The organism is Bordetella trematum, from assembly GCF_900078335.1.
GTDB classification, from domain to species: Bacteria; Pseudomonadota; Gammaproteobacteria; order Burkholderiales; family Burkholderiaceae_B; genus Bordetella; species Bordetella trematum.
This window is the reverse complement of record NZ_FKBR01000035.1, coordinates 214,991-235,666: the sequence shown is the minus strand read 5'-3', so window position 1 is coordinate 235,666 and position 20,676 is coordinate 214,991. Positions and strand designations below refer to the sequence as shown.

Sequence of the window (20,676 nt, the reverse complement as noted above, 5' to 3'; positions counted from 1 at the left end):
CGGCAAGGCTTGAGTCCTTCAGGGATAGCCTGAATACATTGGAGCAACCCTTGTAGAGGACGCAGCTTTCGTTGTTGAGCACCGAGCCTTGCAGATGAGCGTCGGAGAACGTCATCTCGCCGATCATTATCTGCGTATTGGGGTCTACAGGAGGTTTGCCTGTAAAGGAAAAATAACCAGGCGAGTTGACCCGGATAAGATATTTGTCGGCAATCAGGGTGGACTCTTTCCGAGGCCCCTGTGGACGGGATGTTCCGCCGTCGAAAACACTAAAAGCCACCTTGTCTTTGGCTGAGGTGGGAAGAGAAAACTCGATATTATTAATAACACCGCCTCTAGCGTCCGGAACAAACGTGTTCTTGCCGTCTTTCGTTACCAGTTTTCCCAGAATGACGGATGCCTTGGCCTTGGGCATTCCGGCAGGTAGAGCAGGGGAAGGTGCGGAAGCGACTGGGGAGGCGCTTTCCGCAGCAGAGAGCGCGGAGTATCCACCCAATGCCAAGAAAACCGACGCGGCCAACAGGTTTCTGCTGAACGGCTTATCTGCCTTATCCGTGAATACGTGCTTCATTTCAATATTTCCCTGACATTCAGGTGGTTTTAGGGTTGCCGGGTGTCAATGAGGTGCCACGGGATCTGTTTTCCTTAAACTCCTTTCCGTGGCGAAATCATGGTTGTTCCGCACCAGCTCATTCGTCACCGCACATAGAGCCGTTCTATCGGTTTTGAATCGGGCCTGTATGGCGGTAGATAAGGCAGCCGATGCTCTTCATCGATGCCGCCCGATCCTGGAGCCGTTTCAGCTACGCAGGGATGCAGTAGCAAACTGTTTCGTTGCGGATGATATGTATTCTCAGAGCAATCGTCTGAAATCTGGTGCCGGATGGGGATGAGCCGACTGTGGGCTTATTCCTGACTGCCATCCAGCCATATACGAAGCAGCGAGCGCACCGCCGGTACGACCTGTCGCCGCCGACGAGCGCGCAATAGGCCGATGAACGAATGCAGGAAATGGAGAACGCCTTGCGAGCCAAGCCGCAGGATGTGCGGGAACCGTAAGAGCGTCAGTCGAAGGCCCGCAAGAGACTTACGGCACAGCGATACTGGCGCCGCCTGCCGGCGAAGGAGAAGTGATCGAGACGATCCGCCAGCAAGCGCAAACCGGGAGTCAGCGCTGTCTTGATCGCCCTGCCGTGCCGCGGGCTCGGCCTGCCCCGCCGCACGGAGTACGCCAAGCCACTGAAATGCGCCGCGAAATGCCGGGCCGCGTGCCGACGCCGTTCCCGCTGCGCCGGGATACGGGCGTGTTGGCCACACCACGTAGGGGGACCCTGCTGGTGCGCGGCTCCGTTGACCCTGAACCGCGCGTCATACGGCGCCATGAAAAACACCCCGGGAGCTGGATAGATATCCAACTTCCGGGGTGTTGTTTACTGCGCGGGGAGCTTGTATCTGCGCGCGGGCGCGCCGGGTATTTACTTGCCGACCTGATCGCCGATCACGCCGCCGATGGCGGCGCCGCCAACCGTGCCCAGCACGCCGCCGCCGCTGATCACCGCACCGGCCACGCCGCCCAGCGCCGCGCCGCCCACCGTGCTTTTCTGCCGGTGGCTCATGCTGTCCCAGGAGGAGCAGCCCGCCATGGCGGCCATCAGCAGGGCCGCCGTCAATGTCTTGGATATGGTCTTGATCGTCATGATGCCTCTCCGGTTGTCCGCCCGGGCGCACAGATGCGCCACGCGGGAAGTCCAGGCCATCAGGATCGCAAAAAGCCCTGCCGGGTACTGTGAGGTTTGCCCAGTTTTTGTGTCAGGGCGTAGGAAATCCGGCGAAAAAAGCCCCGGCTGTTGCAGCCCGGCACTTACTTGACCAGACGTAACACTTCGCGAAAGCGCGGATGTTCGCAGGTCTGCATCCATTCGAACATGACCATTTCGCTGGTGACGATCTGCGCACCCGCCGCGCGCATGCGCCGCAATGCCGCATGATGGTCCGCCGGCTTGCGCGAGCCGGCCGCATCGGCCACCAAGGCCACCTGCCAGCCGTGTTCGCGCAAGCCCAGCACGGTCTGCAAGACACAGACGTGCGCCTCACAACCCGTGACCACCAGGGTCCGCCGCGAGGCCGGCAACCAGGCCTCGAAACCCGGCTCGCGCATGGCACCAAAGGCCATCTTCTGGAAAGTCGCGTCGATGCTATCGCGCAGCGGGGCGAGCGTCGTCCCCAGGGCGCGCACATGGTGCTCGGTGGCCAGCACCGGCACCTCCAGCAGGCGCGCCGCCTGCGCCAGCTTGCAGTTGGCCGCCAGCACCGCCTCGCCCTGGTCGATCACCGGCATCAGGCGTTCCTGCATGTCGATGATGAGCAGACTGCATTGTTCGGCTTGCAACAGCATGACGGGTCTCCGGTTGCGGCCAGACCGGCGCCTGCCGTCCTGGCCCGAAGGGCGGCAGGCGCCGCCGGCTTGGCTTTACTTCAGCGCCTTGTAGCGCAGGCGGGTGGGCTTGGCGCCCTCCTCGCCCAGGCGCCGCTTCTTGTCAGCCTCGTATTCCTGGTAGTTGCCGTCAAAGAACACCACCTGCGAATCGCCCTCGAAGGCCAGGATGTGCGTGGCGATACGGTCCAGGAACCAGCGATCGTGGCTGATCACCATGACGCTGCCGGGAAACTCCAGCAAGGCGTCTTCCAGGGCGCGCAGGGTTTCGACGTCCAGGTCGTTGGACGGTTCGTCCAGCAGCAACACGTTGCCGCCCGCAATCAGCGTCTTGGCCAGGTGCAGACGCCCGCGCTCACCGCCGGAGAGCTGGCCCACGACCTTGTTCTGATCGGCGCCCTTGAAGTTGAAGCGCCCCAGATAGGCGCGCGCCGGCATCTCGAACTTGCCCACGGTCAGGAGATCGGCGCCATCGGCAATGGCGTCGAACACCGTCTTGTTGCCTTCGAGCGATTCGCGCGACTGATCGACATAGGCCAGGTTGACCGTCTGGCCCAGCTTGACCTCGCCGGAGTCCGGCTGCTCGCGGCCGGCAATCATGCGGAACAGCGTCGACTTACCCGCGCCGTTGGGGCCGATGATGCCGACGATGGCGCCTGGCGGCACCTTGAAGCTCAGGTCATCGATGAGCAGCCGGTCGCCGTAGGCCTTGCTGACATTGTTGAACTCGATCACCTCGTTGCCCAGGCGATCGCCCACCGGAATGAAGATTTCCTGGGTTTCGTTGCGCTTCTGGTATTCGTAGGAAGACAGTTCTTCAAAGCGGGCAATACGCGCCTTGGCCTTGGCCTGACGGCCCTTGGGGTTCTGGCGCACCCATTCCAGCTCTTTCTTGATGGTTTTCTGGCGCGCGGACTCGTTGGCCTCTTCCTGCTTCAGGCGGGCCTCTTTCTGCTCCAGCCAGGAACTGTAGTTGCCCTTCCAGGGAATGCCATGACCGCGGTCCAGTTCGAGGATCCATTCGGCGGCGTTATCCAGGAAGTAGCGGTCGTGGGTCACGCCTACCACGGTGCCGGGGAACTTGTGCAGGAACTGCTCCAGCCACTCGACGCTTTCGGCATCCAGGTGGTTGGTGGGCTCGTCCAGCAGCAGCATGTCGGGCTTGGACAGCAGCAGGCGGCACAGCGCCACACGACGCTTCTCGCCACCGGACAGCGTCCCCACCGTGGCATCCCAGGGCGGCAGACGCAAGGCGTCGGCGGCAATTTCCATCTGGTGCTCGATGTCATCGGCACCGCTGGAGGCGGCGGCGGCGATCACGGCTTCGAGCTCGGCCTGCTCGGCGGCCAGCGCGTCGAAATCGGCGTCAGGCTCGGCGTAGGCGGCATAGACCTCGTCCAGGCGCTGCTTGGCGTTGAATACCGCGCCCAGTCCTTCTTCGACGGCCTGGCGCACGGTGTGCTCGGGGTTGAGCTCCGGCTCCTGGGGCAGATAACCGATGTTCAGCCCCGGCATGGGGATGGCTTCGCCCTCGATTTCCTTGTCCACTCCCGCCATGATCTTCAGCAGGGTCGACTTGCCCGAACCATTCAGGCCCAGCACGCCGATCTTGGCGCCAGGGAAAAAAGACAGCGAAATGTCGCGCAGGATCTGCCGCTTGGGCGGCACGATCTTGCCGACGCGATTCATGGTGTAAACGTATTGGGCCATGGGCTCGTGTCAAAGAAGGATGCAGGATAAGCCGGGATTGTAGGCCGGAACCGTCAGCCCCGGGCAGCGCGGCGCGCGCGCGTCTGGGCCAGGCTGACCCCGGCCAGCGCAAGCAGCCCGCCGACGATGTGATAGGCGTGCGGATGCTCGCCCAGCGTAAGCGCGGCGATCACCACCGTACCCACCGGCATGAGGTTCAGGAAGATGCTGGCACGATTGGGGCCGAGATGGTTGACGCCCTGCATCCAGAAGTACGGCGCGAACAGCGACGGGAAAATGGCGGCGTAGAGCACCATGGGCAGGTTCTGCGCCGTCAGGGGCGAGGGGGCAGACAGGACGAAAAACGGTATCTGGAACAGCACCACGAACACCGCCTGCATGAAAAGCGACTGCCATACACCCATCGGCAGGCTCCATTTGCGCAGCAGCACGCCGTACAGGGCATATGACAGTGCCGCCACGGCCATCAGGACATCACCCACCGTGCCGCCGACCGACAGCAGCCGCCTGGGATCGCCCTCGCCCAGCAGGATGCCCAGGCCCAGCAAAGCCACCAGCGCCCCCAGCACCGCCATGCGGGTGGGCCGTTCGTGCAGGATCAAGGTGCCCACGGCGATGGTCAGCAGCGGCACCATGGAGGTGATGATCCCCATGTTGGTCGCGGTCGTCGTGGCGGCCGCCACGTACAGCAGCCCCTGGTAGACGCCCATGCCCAGTGCGCCCAGCACCGCCAGCCTCCACAGATTGGGCCGGATCAAGGCCCACTGCCTGAGCACGCCCGGCAGGGTGAAAGGCGCCAGCACCAGCACCGCAACCACCCAACGGTAGAAGCTGATTGCCGCCGGCGAGATCACGCTGGCCGCCATTTTGGTCACCACCATGTTGACCGACCAGATCAGCACGGCCAGCAGCGGGAAAATCATGTAGCGGGGGGAAACGGGAGGCATGAGGGGAGCCTGGAAAACAACAAAGCCGGAAATAGTAGCCTGCCCGGCCGGATGTGCCGAAGCGCGCAGGAACGCGCGACAATAACGTTTTCGATCATTTGCCCAGGATTGCGCCATGTCCGCCTCTGCTCACCCCCCCGCCGCCCTGCTGCGCTTCAGCGCCGCCGACCTCGACATGCTGGCCAAGACTGCCGACGCCCTGAGCGCCTACATGGGCCAGCCGGTCCTGGCCGAAGTCAGCACTGCCGAAGAAGGCATGGAATGGGTCGCTTTCGGTGTGGCCCTGGACGACGAGGCCGAAGACGACGACAGTCGGCCCCACGTTCAGATGGGCGGCCCGGGCGCGCGGGTGCTGGGCGGCCACGGCGGCCTGGCAGACATCGCCAAGCAACCCTATGACTGTCTGTATCTGTGGGCCATCCAGATCTCGCTCAACGAAGGCGAGCGCTATATCAAGCTGGACCAGGAGGGTGAAGAATGCGCCTGGTCGGATCTGCTCTCCGATGTCCTGCCTTTCGACCTGAGCGAAACCACCGACGACCTCGATGCGCTGGACGACGAGGACGACGAACCGGAAGACGACGAGCAGGACGGCTACGGCCACCCTCCCTTCCCGTCGCGTCACTGATGGCGTGCAGAAAACCAGGACGAGAATCTATACTATTCTCATCCTGACTTTTCCGGCCGCGCAGCGGCAAGGCACCCATGACGCTTCCCCTGACCGCCTCGTCGCGGGTGTCTTTCACGATGGGCGATTTTTCCCGCCTGGGCCAGCCCGCCGGCTTTCAATATCGCCTGCCCCGGCCCCTTGGCCGCCAGGTCGATCCCGAGTCGATTCCCCTGGCCGAAGGCCGGGTGCGCAGCCACCTGCTGCGCCCCGGCGTGACCCTGGTGGTGTCGGATCTGCAGATCCACCACGAATACGAAGCCACCTCGCTGCTGACGCCCCGCTTCTCGGCCATCGTCATGCTGCAGGGACGCGCCCGCACCCGCCTCGGGCGCAACCAGCCGATAGCGCTGGCCGCCCGCGATGCGATCCGCGTGGCCTATGGCGACACCCAGCCCCTGGCCGGCCTGCACCCCGGCGGCCAGCGCCTGCGCAGTGTCAACCTCTCGGTCGCCCTGTCTCAGGCCGATGAGGACGACCGTCTGAGCGAACAACTGCGACAGGCGCTCACCCCGGCGCACCAGGGACTGGGCGCCTGGCGGGTCCCCGGCCATCTGCTGCAGGCCATCGAGCAGCTGTTCGACGACGATCCGGACACGCCGCTGCGCCAGTTGCGTTACGAAGGGCTGGCCCTCCAACTGCTGGCGCACGCCCTGGACTGCCCCGAGCCGGCCGCCCCCCTCTCTCAGCGCGACCGCCAACTGCTGGAACGGGTGCGCGGGCGCCTGCACGACAGCCCCGGCGAGGCCCACACGCTGGCCGCGCTGGCGCGCCTGGCCTGCATGAGTCCCAGCACCCTGCGCGCCAAGTTCCAGGCCGCCTATGGCGTGTCGGTCTTCGCCTGGCTGCGCGAGCGGCGCCTGGAGCTGGCCCGCCAGCATCTGGCGCAAGGCTGGAGCGTGCAGGAGGCCGCGCACTTCGTGGGCTATCGACATGCCAGCAACTTCGCCACCGCCTTTCGCGCACGCTATGGCTGCGCCCCCCGTGAGCTGGCCTGAACATTCACGGCATTTGCCATAGGCAAGTCGGCAGCGCGCATAGGCGCGCCTGCCAGCAGCCCGACAATAATTCTCATTATCACGATTGATTGTCTGGAGCTTGCCCCATGTCCCCCGCTGTTCCCGTTCACGGCGCACCGCGCCTCTGGCTGGCCACCCTGCCCGCCGCCCTGATCGCCGCCTGGTCAGGCCACGCCACGGCCCAGGCCGCCGACGCGGCAGTCGCCGAGCTGCCCGCCGTCAGCGTGACAGCCACCGCCCAGGATGGCATCACCGAAGGCACGCAGCGCTACACCACCCCGGTCATGAACACGGCGACCGGCCTGACCCTGTCGCCGCAGGAAACGCCGCAGACCGTCAGCGTCGTGACGCGCCAGCAGATCGAAGACGAGGGCCTGCTCGACACCGCCGCCATCCTGGCCAACGCACCCGGCATCTCGGTCACGCGCAGCGACAGCAACCGCTATGCCTTTTCCTCGCGTGGGTTCGCCATCGACAGCTTCCAGTTCGACGGCCTGGTATCGCCCATCCTGAGCCAATGGAACTATGGCGCCACCGACATGGACTCGGCCATCTTCGACCGGGTCGAGATCGTGCGCGGCGCCACCGGCCTGATGACCGGCTCCGGCAACCCCTCGGCGGCGGTGAACTTCGTGCGCAAACGCCCGCTGCGCGATTTCTCGGCCCGGGCGACGCTCAATGCCGGCAGCTGGAACCATGTGCGCAGCGAGGCCGACATCTCCGCGCCTCTGACCGAGGACGGCCGTATCCGCTCGCGCGTAGTCGCCGCCTACAGCCAGGCCGACAGCTACGTCACCGATCTCGACAGCCGCAAGCGCACCCTGTATGCGGTGCTCAGCGCCGACCTGACGCCCTCCACGGAACTGACCGCCAGCGTGGAATACCAGCGCAACCAGAGCCACGGTTTCGGCAGCGGCTTCCCCCTGTTCTACAGCGACGGCTCGCGTACGGACTTCAATCGTTCGGCCTCCAACAACACGCCCTGGGCACGACTGGATACCGAGTCGGTCACCTACTTCATGGACCTGACCCATCGACTGGACAACGATTGGAGATTGCGGGCAGCCTACAGCCACAATGATGGCAAGTACCGCATGCGCCAGCTCTACCGAGGCGGTTACCCGGATCGCAACACCGGCCTGGGCATGAGCAGCAGTTTCAGCAACTACGACGGCCGGCGCGATCGCGATGACTTCCATCTGTCGGTCAGCGGCCCCTTCGAACTGTTCGGCCGGCGTCATGAGATCGCCGCCGGCTGGATGAGCATCCGTGACCATAACGACATCCGTCAGTTCGCCATGATCGGCCCGCCGCCCGCCGTGGGCAGCTACTTCAACTGGGGCAGCAACCGCATTGCCGAGCCTCAGTGGGCGGAGCACACCTCGCCGGCCGACAACCAGCGCACCAAACAGACCGGCAAGTATGTGGTGGGGCGCTTTTCACTGGCCGACCCGCTGCACCTGATCCTGGGCGGACGCTGGAGCGATTGGGAAACCCAGCAGACCTATTTCGGTTCACGCCGCGCCTACAAGGTCGACAATCAGTTCACGCCCTATGCCGGCGTGGTGCTCGATATCAATGACACCTATGCCGCCTATGCCAGCTATACCGATATCTTCCAGCCGCAGAATGCCCGCAGCCCGGATGGCAGCATCCTCGACCCCATCGAGGGGAAAAGCTATGAACTGGGCCTCAAGGGCAGCTACCTGGAGGGCCGCCTGAACGCCGCGCTGGCGCTGTTCGAAACCCGCCAGGACAACCTGGCCCAGGCCATCCCTGGCGAAACCGTCGCCGGCTTTCCGAACCAGCAGGCCTATCGCGCGGCCAAGGGCGCGAAAGTGCGCGGCTTCGATCTGCAGGCGGCCGGCGAGATCGCGCGCGGCTGGAACATCAGCGCCAGCTACACCCACTTCACGGCAGGCGACGCGCAGGGCCAGGCCATCAATACCAGCCAGCCGCGCAGCCTGCTCAAGCTCTACACCACCTATCAGTTGCCAGGTGATCTGCACCGGCTGACCGTGGGCGGGGGGCTGACCTGGCAAAGCCGCATGTACCAATATGCCGCCAGCCCGACAGGCAAACAGCGCGTCGAGCAGGGCAGCTACGCCCTGGTCGATCTGATGGCGCGCTACGACATTAACAGGCATCTGTCAGCCACGCTCAACGTCAACAACTTGTTGGACAGGAAGTACTACGACCAGATCGGCTTCTTCAGCCAGGGTTGGTGGGGCGCGCCGCGCAATGTCATGCTGAGCCTGCGGGCGCAATACTGAATGGCCGCATGCTCCTTGCTCCTGGCGGCAGCCCGCCGCCAGGTTCAGGCCACGCCGCGGCGACGGTCGCGCAGGTACAGCAGATAGCCGGCCGGGGCGCACAGCAGCACCAGCAGCCAGGCGGCCGGCTGGCTCAGGCGGTAGGCGCGCAGGGCATTGGGTCGTCCGGAATGGGCCAGATGCAAGCGAAAGCGCGTAAAGCGCATGGCAGCCTTGATGAACTCCCAGGGCCGCCAGCGGAAATAGCGCAGATGATGCTGCAGCATGTTCCAGGCCAGCAGATACAGCCCCTGCACATTGGCGCTCAGCGAGGGGCTGCCGTGCATCAGGCTGCCCGGCGTGTCGTGGTAGATGCGCAGCACCCGGTTGATGAAACGCGTGCGGTAGCCCGCCCGCGACACCGCCCACCACACCAGGCTTTCGGGCACGAAGCCGGCCACATCTTCCGGAAACGGAAAGGCGCGCAGCACTTCGGTACGCATGCAGCCGAACTTCTCGCCCCGCACCCGGTAAAGGAAGTACATGTCGACCGCGCTGCTGTCGAGCACGTCCTGCGGATAGCGGTCGCCCACGATGCTGCCATCGGGGCGCGCGCACAGGCCGGTGACGGCCACGAAACCGGCACGCTGACCCTCGGGGATGGCAAGCCAGGCCGCCTCCATGAGGGCCAGCGCATCGGCCGGCATCGCGTCGTCGCTGTCCAGGGCCACGATCAGCTCGCCTTGCGCGTCACGCACCCCCCGGTTGAAGGCGGCCTTCTTGTGCTGGTTCGGTTGCCAGACGTAGCGGATGGGGAAATCAGCCACCGCCTGCCAGGCGCGCACGCGCTCATGGGTCGGGTCGGTCGAGCCATCGTCGACCACCAGCCATTCGAAATCCCGGCAGGTCTGGCGGCACAGGGAGTCATAGACCCGGTGCAGCGTATCGGCACGGTTGAAAGTCGGCGTCAGAACGGTGAAGCGCCGGGCAGTACTTGAGTTAGCTGTGTTCATAGGGACTCGCCGGAAAACCTCGCCCAGGGATAACAGTGCCCACACGAAAAAGACGGTCCAGCCGCAAGTTTAAGAAAGAACCACATCCAAGCTGCAGAAAATCCGTGTTCAATTGCAAACGGATTTATCCACCGGCGACGAATCCGGGGGCAAAGTAAACTGCGCGTATCCGGGTTTTTCTTCGGCCTCATGACCTCCGTTCAGCTCAACGATATCGCCCTGTTTGTCGAAGTGGCCAAGCGCAAGAGCTTCAGCCTCGCCGCGCGGGCACTGCAAATGCCGACCTCGACGCTGTCGCGCCGCATCAGCCAGCTGGAGCGCGGCATCGGCCTGCAGCTCATCAACCGCAATACCCGCCGCCTCGAACTGACCGACGCCGGCTCCATATACCTGCGCCGCTGTCAGGGCCTCATCGAGGAAGCCCGCCTGGCGCAGGAGCAACTGCGGTCGCTGTCGAGCCGTCCCAAGGGGCGGTTGAGCGTCTCTCTGCCGTATAGCCTGGCGATCTGGCTGCTGCCCAACGCCCTGGGCGACTTCATGGATCAGTACCCCGACCTGGAGTGCGAGTTCGACCTGAACCTGAAGTCAGGCGCCGACTCGCAAGGCGAGCCTTTCGACGTGCAGTTGCGCATCGGCGACGAGAACGGCGTGCTGGACAACGAGGGCTCGGTGGCGGTGGATGAAATCGTGCGGCTGGACAACTACCTGTATGCCTCCAGCGAGTACCTGGAACAATTCGGCGAGCCGCGCACGCCGGCCGATCTGGCCCGGCACCAGTGCATGCGCACCACGGTCGACGAGGCCCATTCGTTCTGGATCCTGTCCAATGGCGCGCGCCGCGAACGGGTCGAAGTCAGCGGCCTGCTGGCCGGCAACAACATCAGCCTCATGGGAACGCTGTCCGGACTGGGGCTGGGTATCACCCGCCTGCCCTATTGCCGCGCGCTCGACCCCATCATCGAGCGTCACTCCCTCAAGCGCGTGCTGCCCGACTGGGAAACCCTGCCCATTTCGATTTTCGCGCACTTCCCGCATCAGTTCCTGCCGGCCAAGACGCGCGCCTTCATGGATTTCATCCGGCCGCAGCTGGGCCCGGCCGACGCGCCCGCCGCCTCAAAGCGCTGAACCGGAGCGCTCGGCCACGCCGCTGGCGCAGACCGCGACCACCTTGGCCGGCTCGGGGCTGGTGGACAGATACACGTGGCCCAGGCCGCTGTCGAAGTAGGCCGACTCGTGGGTATCGAGGAAGATCTTCTCGCCGTTCTCGAACTGGATGGCGATCGAGCCCGACAGCACCACGACATATTCCTGCCCGGGGTGGCGGATGAAATCCGTGAATTCGGCCGCATCGCGCGAGGCGATCACGGCCATCATGGGGTTCATGATCTTATCCGGCACTTCGCCGAACATCAGGCCGTAGGCATAGTTGCGGGTGGCATAGCCCGGGCTGGCAATTGACTTGTGGGTCGCGATCTGCGCGCCTCCTGGCGGCGCCGATGCCTGCGGCGCGTTGCCCGGGACCGCGAACAGGGACCCCACCTCGATATCCAGGGCCATCGCCAGCACCACGAATTTCTCGTAGCTCAGCGTCACCTGCCCCAGCTCGGCCTTGGCGATGGTCGACAGCGCCAGGCCGGTGCTTTGCGCCATCTGCTTGAGCGTCAGTTTTTTTCTGTGGCGGGCCTCGCGCAAGCGCCGGCCCACCTGTTCCTTGCTCAACAACGCATTGCGAACCATGATTCCCTTATGAACGGCGCAGGCGCATCCAGGCAATCAGGATGGCCGCCATCAAGACAAAACCGAGATATCCGAAAATGGGATAGACCGTGCCCACCAGGGTGATGAAACCCAGCTTGGCGCCCAATACCCCGACGACGCCGGCCACCGCCGTCCCGACTTTGAAGCGCAGCGTGCCCGGCGTCATGACACGCGCCGAGAAGGCATACAGCACCCCGACGGCGGTATTCAGGATCATGGCGAAGATCACCACCGCCATCACCATCCCCAGCCAGGGCGCCTGCTCGCTGGCCAGCATCAACATCGGCAACGCCGCATCGCCCACGGTATCGACGCGGGCAAAGACACCCGAACTGATCAGCACGATCAGCAGGCACAGCAGCGCGCCGCCAACGATACCACCCCAGACGGCATTGCGGCGCGAGCTCGCCTGGCCGCCGGCGATCATCAGGAAGGGCGCGCCCAGCACCATGTTGTACGACACGTAGAGCAAGGCGGCGACCAGCCAGTGGCCAGCGCCCTGCGGCTTGCCCTGGGCCAGCTGATCCAGCTCGGCCAGCGGCAGATCGCGCGTGCTCCAGGCGTAGATGGACAGCACCACCACCATCAGCACCAGCACCGGCGTGATACTGCCGATGAAGGCCAGGATTCTCTCCACCCGCATAAAAACGATGAGCACCGTGGCGACCATGACGGCAATGCTGCCGTAATTGGCCGGGATCCCCCATTGCTGTTCCAGCAGCGAGCCGCCACCGGCAAACATCACCACGGCAATGGCGTACATGAAGAAGGTGATCAGCACATCCATCACCACGCCGAGATACTTGCCGCAGATCAGGTAGATGCCCGCTTTGTAGGAGTCGGAGACCTGTATCTGACTGAGCCGGCCGACCGCCATGCCCAGCACCGTGAAGCACACGCCGGCAATCACGCCGCCCAACAGCCCCCAGTAGCCGAAACTGCTGAAAAACTGCAGGGTCTCCTGCCCGGAGGCGAAACCGGCCCCCACCACCACGCCCACGAACGCCATCGCGATGCGCGCAATATTGCTGAAATTCGACATGTCTCCTCCTCCCTGGGGATTGGCTTCTCTATGGTGTCTTCTGCTGTAGTTATTGCTCGAAACGTGCGGGCGACACCCGTCGGGGATCGATCGACAAGGCCTGCAGCTCCGCCGGCAGGGGCTGTCCCTGCAACAGGCTGGCGGCCAGCAGCGACGCCCCGGCGGCGGTCTGAATGCCGTAGCCGCCCTGCCCGGCGAGCCAGAAAAAGCCCGGGCAGGCGCTGTCATGCCCGATCACCAGCTCGCCATCGGGCGCGAAGCTGCGCAGGCCGGCCCAAGTGTGGCTGGGACGGCGTATCTGCAGGTGCGTCATTTCCTCGATGTGGTAGATGCCGGTGGCGATATCCAGCTCTTCTGCCACCACATCGTGCGCTGCGACCGGATCGGCATTGGCGGGCGAACCCATCAACATGCCGGCATCCGGCTTAAAGTAAAAAGCCTCGCCCACGTCCATTACGGCAGGCCAGCGCGTGTGATCCACGCCCTCCGGCGGCGCGAACAGGAAGGCCGAACGGCGTTTGGGCTGAATGCCCAGCGGCCGCAAGCCGCACAATCCGGCGACCGTGTCCGCCCAGGCGCCTGCCGCGTTCACCAACTGGCGGGCGCGCACCAGCTCGCCGGCCTCCGCCAGCTCGATCGTCCAGGCCTGGCCGTCCCATTGCGCCGCGCGCAACTCAGCGTTGACCCGCAGCGCTACGCCATGCTGGCGCATGCCTTTGAGAAAACCCTGGTGCAAGGCGTGCACGTCCATATCCTGGCCGGCGCGGTCATAGATGGCGCCAGCCACCTTCTCCAGCCTGATGCATGGCGCCATCTCGAACGCCTGCTGCGGGGTCAGGCGCACGACGTCCAGCCCCTGGCGTTCGAAAGCCTCGTACTCACTGTCCAGCAGGCCCATTTGCTCGGCCGTCGCGATGTAAAGCACGCCTCGCGGCATCAGGATGGCCTGCTCGGAGAAGCCGGCCGGGGGCTGGCTGTAGAAGGCATTGCCAGCCACGGTCAGGGCCCGGATGGTGGGCGTGCCATAGGTTTCGATGAACATGGCCGCCGAGCGGCCGGTGGAGTGATAGCCCGGCTGGGACTCGCGTTCCAGCACCAGCACGCTGGCCTCGGACGGCAGGCGATAGGCCAGTGAAGCGCCGGCGATCCCGGCGCCCACGATGACATAGTCGTAGATCATGGAATTCTCACATACGAAAATTTTCCCTGCATACTAGGCCCGATCAGGCAAAAGGGGAAGGCTGGGGTTTATACCGGGAAGGCCGCCGGCGAACCGGCAAGGCAAAAAAAACCGCCTGCGCAAGGCAGGCGGTTTTCTGGAGCGATCCGGCGCTTAGACGCGCTTGATCTTTTCCAGCATCTTGAACACGCCCTTGGGAGCGTTGACGAACAGACGCTTGAAGGACTTGCCCAGGCAACGGCGTTCCAGGGTGTTACGACGCACGCGCTTGCGTTCAGCCATGATGAATCTCCGGTAAAAAAGTTGAATGACACCAGGTGTCCGTGGGTGAGACAGGGCTGCAAGCCAGGCCGCCGGAACCCGAAAGGCCGCGCCAGGCGCGCCATCCGTGCTCCCCGGGTTTTATCCCGTTGAGGTCCGGCCTTGCCGGGTCGTCCCCTGCAGGCCAAGCCCTTCTTGGCGTCACGCTGCACACGTTCGGCGGCTTGCACCACCTCGGTCCGAAAGCCCCGGCCTCGCGGCCTACCTTCCAGGCCCTGCTTTCCAGGAATGGTTTCGGGCCGTCTTCCGCCAGCGATTGCGCGCAGGCGGGCACCTGCCCGCATCTTTTCCTTCAAACCGGCCCGGATGCTTTTCGAACACTCACCCAGAACACCCCAGAACATTTTTGGCCGCCCGCAAGACGCAGTTGGCGAAAATCCAGGTAACTTGCCATTCTAGCCGCAAAGACCGGCTATGCACAAACCAGAGGCCTGCGACCGACCCCACCCGGACCGGGGATATTTGCGGCGCCACCATAATTCTGTTGTACTGTTTATCCATACAGCCGACACTCCGCCAGGGCCTGCCATACGGGCCGCCGCGCGGAATCCGGGCTGCCCTTCCCTTCCCCCAGACCCGCGCTTGGCATCCCGGCTACGATAACGCCCCATGAGCTCCGAAATCCGCATCGTTGGCGCCCGCCAGAACAACCTCAAGAACCTTGACCTGACCATCGCCACCGGCCAACTGGTGGTCGTGACCGGCGTGTCCGGCTCAGGCAAGAGTTCACTGGCCTTCGACACCCTCTACGCCGAGGGCCAGCGTCGCTACGTCGAAACCTTCTCGCCCTACGCGCGCCAGTTCCTGGACCGCATGGACAAGCCCCAGGTCGATCGCATCGAAGGCATCCTGCCGGCCATCGCCATCGACCAGACCAACCCGGTGCGCAGCTCCCGCAGCACGGTCGGCACCATGACCGAGCTCAACGATCACCTGAAACTGCTGTTCGCGCGCGGCGCGCAGCTGTTCTGCCGCTGCTGCGGCAAACGCGTGCGGCGCGACTCCCCGCAATCCATCCAGGCCTCGCTGAGCGCACGCGCGGCGGCAGCGGGCGATCCGCGCCTGGTGGTCACTTTCCCGATCGCCGTGCCGGCCAATTTCACCGAGGAGGAAGTCAAAGGCTTCCTCGAAGGCCAGGGTTACACCCGCGTGCACCGCGAGGAAAGCGTGACCCGCCCGGTGGCCGAGAAAGCGCGCGGCAAAGCCAAGGGCAAGACCAAGGCTGGCGCCCAGGAGGCGCGCCGGCTGCTGCATGTGGTTCAGGATCGCTTCAGGCTGGGCAACGCCGAGCCGGATCGCATCATGGAAGCCCTCGATACGGCGCTGCGGATGGGCGCCGGCCACCTGGCCGTCTACGTGATGGATGACGACGGCAACGATGCTGCCATCTGGAAGTACAGCGACCGGCTGCATTGCGCCGACTGCGACATCGAATACAGCGATGCCCTGCCCAGCAGCTTCTCGTTCAATTCGCCGCTGGGCGCCTGCGAGGCCTGTCGCGGCTTCGGCCGCGTGATCGGCATCGACCTTGGCCTGGTCATTCCCGACGAGAACAAGACCCTCAAGGAGGGCGCCGTCAAACCCTGGCAGACACCTTCCTTCAAGGAGTGCCAGGATGAGCTGATGAAGTACGCGCCGCGCGCCGGCATTCCGCTGGGCGTCCCCTGGAAAGCCCTGACGGCCGGGCAGCGCGACTGGGTGCTCAATGGCGACCCCGACTGGAAAGGCGGCGACTCGGCCTGGAAACACCAATGGTATGGCGTGCACCGCTTCTTTGCCTGGCTGGAAACCAAGGCCTACAAGATGCACGTGCGCGTGCTGCTGTCCAAGTACCGCAGCTATACGCCCTGCCCGAGTTGCCATGGCGCGCGCCTGAAATCCGATGCCCTGCTCTGGCGCCTGGGCAGCAAGGCCGAGGCCGATGCGGTGCTGCCGCCGGGCGACGATCGTTATCAGCGTTTCATGCCGGCAGGCGTGGACTGGTCGCGCGAGCGCCTTGAGCAGCTCGACGGCCTGTCCATCCACGACATCATGCTGTTGCCCATCGAACGGGTGCGGCGTTTCTTCGACACGCTGCGCTTCGAGGGCGCGCTGGACGCCGCCGCCGACCTGCTGCTGACCGAGGCCCGCGCGCGCCTGAAATTCCTGTGCGACGTGGGGCTGGGCTATCTGACGCTGGACCGCCAGAGCCGCACGCTGTCCGGCGGCGAGGTGCAGCGCATCAACCTCACCACGGCGCTGGGCACCTCGCTGGTGAACACGCTCTTTGTGCTGGACGAGCCCTCCATCGGCCTGCATCCGCGCGACATGCACCGCGTGGTCGAAGTCATGCACCGTCTGCGCGACGCCGGCAACACCCTGGTGGTGGTCGAACACGATCCGCAGGTGATGGTGGCCGCCGACCGCATCATCGACATCGGTCCGGGCCCCGGCGAACGCGGCGGCAACATCGTCTTCGACGGCACCCCGGCGCAGCTGCGCGCCGCCCCCACCCTGACCGGCGACTATCTGGGCGGACGCCGCCATGTCGAAGCGCCGCGCCCGATGCCGGTAGCCGAGAACACGCCACGCCTGTTGCTCGAAGGCGTGCGCGCGCACAACCTGAAGAACATCTCGGTGTCGCTGCCGCTGGGCCGCCTGGTGTGCATCACAGGCGTGTCGGGCTCGGGCAAGTCCACCCTGGTGCAGGATGTGCTGTACCCGGCCCTGCTCAAGCACCAGGGCAAGCCGGTCGAAGCCCCCGGCGCGTTCGACCGGCTGCTGGGCGCCGAGCAGATCGCCGACGTGGTCATGGTCGACCAGACCCCCATCGGCAAGACCGCGCGCTCCAACCCGGCCAGCTATGTCGGCGCCTTCGATGCCATCCGCAAGCTGTTCGCGCAGGCCCCGCTCGCCAAGGAGCGCGCCTACACCGCCGGCACCTTCAGCTTCAACAGCGGCGACGGGCGCTGCCCGACCTGCGGCGGCACGGGCTTCGAACACGTCGAGATGCAGTTCCTCTCCGACGTCTATCTGCGCTGCCCCGACTGCGACGGCAAGCGCTTTCGCCCCGAAGTGCTGCAGGTGCGCATCGAGCACCTGGGCCGCAGCGCCTCCATCGACGAAGTGCTGGAAATGACAGTCAGCGAAGCGCTGTCCTTCTTCCGCGGTCTGCGCGACGTGCAGACCGGGCTGGCGCCGCTTGACGACGTGGGTCTGGAATACGTACGCCTGGGCCAGCCGGTGCCCACCCTGTCGGGCGGCGAGGCGCAGCGCCTGAAACTGGCCGGCCACCTGGCCGAGGCCGCACGCAGCGGCATCTCCAGCGCCAGGGTCGCCAAGAAAGGCAGCCTGTTCCTGTTCGACGAACCGACCACCGGCCTGCACTTCGATGACGTGGCGCGCCTGATGCGCGCCTTCCGCAAGCTGCTGGCCGCCGGGCACACCCTGCTGGTGATCGAGCACAACCTGGACGTGATACGGGCGGCAGACTGGCTGATCGACCTGGGGCCGGACGGCGGCGACGCCGGCGGCGAGGTGGTCGGCGTGGGCACGCCGCAAGACCTGATGGCCACCCCGCGCTCCTACACCGGCCAGGCCCTGCGCGATTACGAAGACAGCATCCTGCCCACCGAAAGCGTGGCGCTGGCCGAACCCGGGCCGGCCTATGAGGCCGGCACGCCGCTGCAGTCGCTCATGCGCCAGCGCCGTCAGCAGGCCATCGAGATCCGCAACGCCCGCGAGCACAACCTGAAGAACGTCAGCGTCGAGATCCCGCGCGACACCTTCACGGTCATCACCGGCGTGTCCGGCTCGGGCAAGTCCACCCTGGCCTTCGACATCCTGTTCAACGAGGGGCAGCGCCGCTATCTCGAATCGCTCAACGCCTACGCCCGGGCCATCGTGCAACCGGCCGGCAAGCCCGACGTGGACGCCATCTTCGGCATCCCGCCGACCGTGGCCATCGAACAGCGCACCAGCCGCGGCGGACGCAAGTCCACCGTGGCCACGATGACCGAGATCCATCACTTTCTGCGCCTGCTGTACGTCAAGCTGGGCACGCAGTTCTGCCCCGATTGCCAGGTGCCGGTCGAGCCGCAGAACACCGAACAGATCGTCGCCCGCCTGCTGCGCGAGCACGCCGGCCGGCATCTGGGGCTGCTGGCCCCGCTGGTGACGGCGCGCAAGGGCTATTACACCGATCTTGCCAAATGGGCCGGCGCCAAGGGCTATACCCATCTGCGCGTGGACGGCGACTTCATCCCCGTGAGCCCCTGGCCGCGCCTGGACCGCTACAAGGAACACACCATCGAACTGCCGGTGGCCGACCTGGTGGTCGATCCGGCCAACGAAGCCGGCCTGCGCGAGGCGGTACGCAGTGCACTCGAACACGGCCAGGGCGTGATGAGCATCCTCTGGGATCTCACCCCGGGCGCTGACGGCGACACGCCCGAGCGCCGCGCTGCGGGCCTGAACCCTGCGCCGCAGCAACAGCACTTCTCGGTCAAGCGCGCCTGCCCCTCTTGCGGCATCAGTTTCCCGGAACCGGATCCGCGCCTGTTCTCCTACAACTCCAAGCATGGCTGGTGCACCGGCTGCTTCGGCACAGGCTTGCAACTGCAGGGGTTCGATGCCGAACAGACCGGCGAGGAAACCGCCTGGAACGCCTGGTACGAAGGCGAGGCCCAGGCCTGCGGCGTCTGCCACGGCCAGCGCCTGAACCGGGTAGCGTTGGCTGTACGCTGGCGCGAACGCTCGATCGCCGAGCTGGCCAGCCTGCCGGTCTCAGAGGCGCACAGCTTCTTCACCGGGCTGGTGCTGCGCGGGCGCGAAGGCGACATCGCGCGCGACATCCTGACCGAGATCCGCGGCCGCCTGAACTTCATGCAGGAAGTGGGCCTGAACTACCTGGCCCTGGATCGCGCCGCCCCCACCCTGTCCGGCGGCGAGGCGCAACGCATCCGACTGGCCGCACAGCTGGGCTCCAACCTGCAGGGCGTGTGCTACGTGCTGGACGAGCCGACCATCGGGCTGCACCCGCGCGACAACCGCATCCTGCTGGACGCCCTGGCGCGCCTGGAGGGCAATGGCAACACCCTGGTGGTGGTCGAGCACGATGACGACACCATCCGGCGCGCCTCGCACATCATCGACATCGGCCCTGGCGCAGGCGTGCGCGGCGGGCGCGTGGTGGCCCAGGGCACGGCTCAGGATCTGATCGCCGCGCCCGAGTCCGTCACCGGGCGCTATCTGGCCCGGCCGCTCGCCCACCCCGTGCATGGCGCACGCCGCGCCGTGGACGCGGACACCCCGATGCTGCGCATCAAGGCCGCGCACCTGCACAACCTGGGCAACGTCAATGCCAGCCTGCCGGTCGGCAGGCTGACTGTCGTGACCGGGGTGTCCGGTTCCGGCAAGTCCACGCTGGCGCGCGAGGTGCTGCTGGACAACCTGAGCCGCGTGGTCTCGGCCCGCGAACCGGGCCAGTGGGTCGGCTGCGCGCGCATCGAGGGCTGGGAAGCCATCGACCGCGTGCTGGAGGTCGACCAGACCCCCATCGGCAAGACGCCGCGCTCCTGCCCGGCCACCTATGTCGGGTTCTGGGACGATGTACGCAAGCAGTTTGCCGACACCCGCGAAGCCCGCATGCGCGGCTGGGGCGCGGCGCGTTTTTCCTTCAATACGGGCGACGGCCGCTGCCCCATCTGCGAAGGCCAGGGCATGCGCACCATCGAGATGAGCTTCCTGCCCGACGTGAAGGTGCCCTGCGACGCCTGCAATGGCGCGCGCTTCAATGCCGACACCCTGAGCGTGCAGATGCGCGGCAAGAATGCCGGCGAAGTGCTTTCGCTGGAGGTCGACGACGCCCTGGCGTATTTTGCCGCCCACCCCAAGATCCACCGGCCCCTGCAATTGATGCAGGACGTCGGCCTGGGCTACCTGACGCTGGGCCAGCCTTCACCCACGTTGTCCGGCGGCGAAGCGCAGCGCATCAAGCTGGTGACCGAACTGGCCAAGGCCCGTCTGACGGATGGCCTGATCCGCAGCGGCCGGGCCTCGCGCCTGCCCCATACGCTCTACGTCCTGGACGAGCCCACCGTTGGCCTGTCCATGGCGGACGTGGAAAAACTCATCCATGTGCTGCACCGTCTGGTCGAAGCCGGCAACACGGTGGTCGTGATCGAGCATAATCTGGACGTCATCGCCGAAGCCGACTGGCTGCTGGACCTCGGTCCCGAAGGCGGGACGGGCGGCGGCCAGCTGGTGGCCGAAGGCCCTCCGGAACATGTCATGGACCTGCGCGAGCGCTCCCACACGGGGCAGGTGCTCGCCGAGTTCCTCCGATCCTGATGA

The 20,676-nt window shown here is 65.4% G+C and carries 15 protein-coding genes; 5 read left to right on the top strand and 10 right to left on the bottom strand.

Translation table 11 applies throughout. The features are described 5' to 3' along the window. The 5 genes from A7V84_RS21205 to A7V84_RS15695 form a co-directional block, all read right to left on the bottom strand. The coding region (locus A7V84_RS21205) for a hypothetical protein (protein ID WP_156508025.1) at positions 1–571 on the bottom strand (571 nt) is incomplete at its 3' end. 904 nt (positions 572–1,475) lie between these two features. Beyond that, positions 1,476–1,697 (bottom strand): glycine zipper 2TM domain-containing protein, encoded by a 222-nt coding sequence (locus A7V84_RS15710; protein WP_025516914.1) that lies wholly within the window; start codon positions 1,695–1,697, stop codon positions 1,476–1,478. A 164-nt stretch (positions 1,698–1,861) separates the two neighbouring features. Then, positions 1,862–2,395 (bottom strand): isochorismatase family protein, encoded by a 534-nt coding sequence (locus A7V84_RS15705; protein ID WP_063491485.1) that lies wholly within the window; start codon positions 2,393–2,395, stop codon positions 1,862–1,864. A gap of 75 nt (positions 2,396–2,470) precedes the next feature. Further along, positions 2,471–4,144, bottom strand: coding sequence for an energy-dependent translational throttle protein EttA (gene ettA / locus A7V84_RS15700; RefSeq protein ID WP_025516916.1), 1,674 nt, complete (start codon positions 4,142–4,144; stop codon positions 2,471–2,473). 53 nt (positions 4,145–4,197) lie between these two features. Continuing rightward, positions 4,198–5,091 (bottom strand): DMT family transporter, encoded by an 894-nt coding sequence (locus A7V84_RS15695; RefSeq protein WP_231886821.1) that lies wholly within the window; start codon positions 5,089–5,091, stop codon positions 4,198–4,200. A 115-nt stretch (positions 5,092–5,206) separates the two neighbouring features. Here A7V84_RS15695 and A7V84_RS15690 point away from each other — a divergent pair, with 115 nt between their 5' ends. The 3 genes from A7V84_RS15690 (at position 5,207) to fauA (ending at position 9,050) form a co-directional block, all read left to right on the top strand. Continuing rightward, complete coding sequence (locus tag A7V84_RS15690; RefSeq protein WP_063491486.1) at positions 5,207–5,719, top strand: hypothetical protein; 513 nt, start codon at positions 5,207–5,209, stop codon at positions 5,717–5,719. 77 nt (positions 5,720–5,796) lie between these two features. Continuing rightward, positions 5,797–6,756 carry a helix-turn-helix transcriptional regulator gene (locus tag A7V84_RS15685; RefSeq protein ID WP_063491487.1) on the top strand — a complete coding sequence of 320 codons (960 nt, stop codon included), beginning with the start codon at positions 5,797–5,799 and terminating at the stop codon, positions 6,754–6,756. A gap of 107 nt (positions 6,757–6,863) precedes the next feature. Continuing rightward, positions 6,864–9,050 carry a TonB-dependent alcaligin siderophore receptor FauA gene (gene fauA / locus A7V84_RS15680; RefSeq protein ID WP_082832918.1) on the top strand — a complete coding sequence of 729 codons (2,187 nt, stop codon included), beginning with the start codon at positions 6,864–6,866 and terminating at the stop codon, positions 9,048–9,050. Between the two features lie 44 nt (positions 9,051–9,094). On the opposite strand, the gene A7V84_RS15675 is transcribed toward fauA, so the two are convergent. Continuing rightward, positions 9,095–10,042: a glycosyltransferase family 2 protein gene (locus A7V84_RS15675; RefSeq protein ID WP_063491488.1), complete on the bottom strand. Its 948-nt coding sequence runs from the start codon at positions 10,040–10,042 to the stop codon at positions 9,095–9,097. A 189-nt stretch (positions 10,043–10,231) separates the two neighbouring features. On the opposite strand from A7V84_RS15675, the gene A7V84_RS15670 reads away from it, so the two are divergent. Next, complete coding sequence (locus A7V84_RS15670; protein WP_033535292.1) at positions 10,232–11,167, top strand: LysR family transcriptional regulator; 936 nt, start codon at positions 10,232–10,234, stop codon at positions 11,165–11,167. Here A7V84_RS15670 and A7V84_RS15665 read toward each other — a convergent pair. The 4 genes from A7V84_RS15665 to A7V84_RS21760 form a co-directional block, all read right to left on the bottom strand. Next, a complete protein-coding gene (locus A7V84_RS15665; RefSeq protein WP_033535293.1) occupies positions 11,156–11,779 on the bottom strand; it encodes a helix-turn-helix domain-containing protein in 624 nt (207 codons plus the stop codon). The genes A7V84_RS15670 and A7V84_RS15665 overlap by 12 nt on opposite strands. A gap of 7 nt (positions 11,780–11,786) precedes the next feature. Next, positions 11,787–12,842 (bottom strand): YkvI family membrane protein, encoded by a 1,056-nt coding sequence (locus A7V84_RS15660; RefSeq protein ID WP_033535294.1) that lies wholly within the window; start codon positions 12,840–12,842, stop codon positions 11,787–11,789. Between the two features lie 49 nt (positions 12,843–12,891). After that, entirely contained in the window at positions 12,892–14,022 is a 1,131-nt protein-coding gene (locus A7V84_RS15655; RefSeq protein ID WP_063491489.1) for an NAD(P)/FAD-dependent oxidoreductase, read from the bottom strand. 153 nt (positions 14,023–14,175) lie between these two features. Beyond that, a complete protein-coding gene (locus A7V84_RS21760; RefSeq protein ID WP_005016451.1) occupies positions 14,176–14,304 on the bottom strand; it encodes a hypothetical protein in 129 nt (42 codons plus the stop codon). 648 nt (positions 14,305–14,952) lie between these two features. Between A7V84_RS21760 and uvrA the strand changes: the two genes are divergently transcribed. Further along, a complete protein-coding gene (gene uvrA / locus A7V84_RS15650) occupies positions 14,953–20,673 on the top strand; it encodes an excinuclease ABC subunit UvrA (RefSeq protein WP_063491490.1) in 5,721 nt (1,906 codons plus the stop codon). Positions 20,674–20,676: the final 3 nt, after the last annotated feature.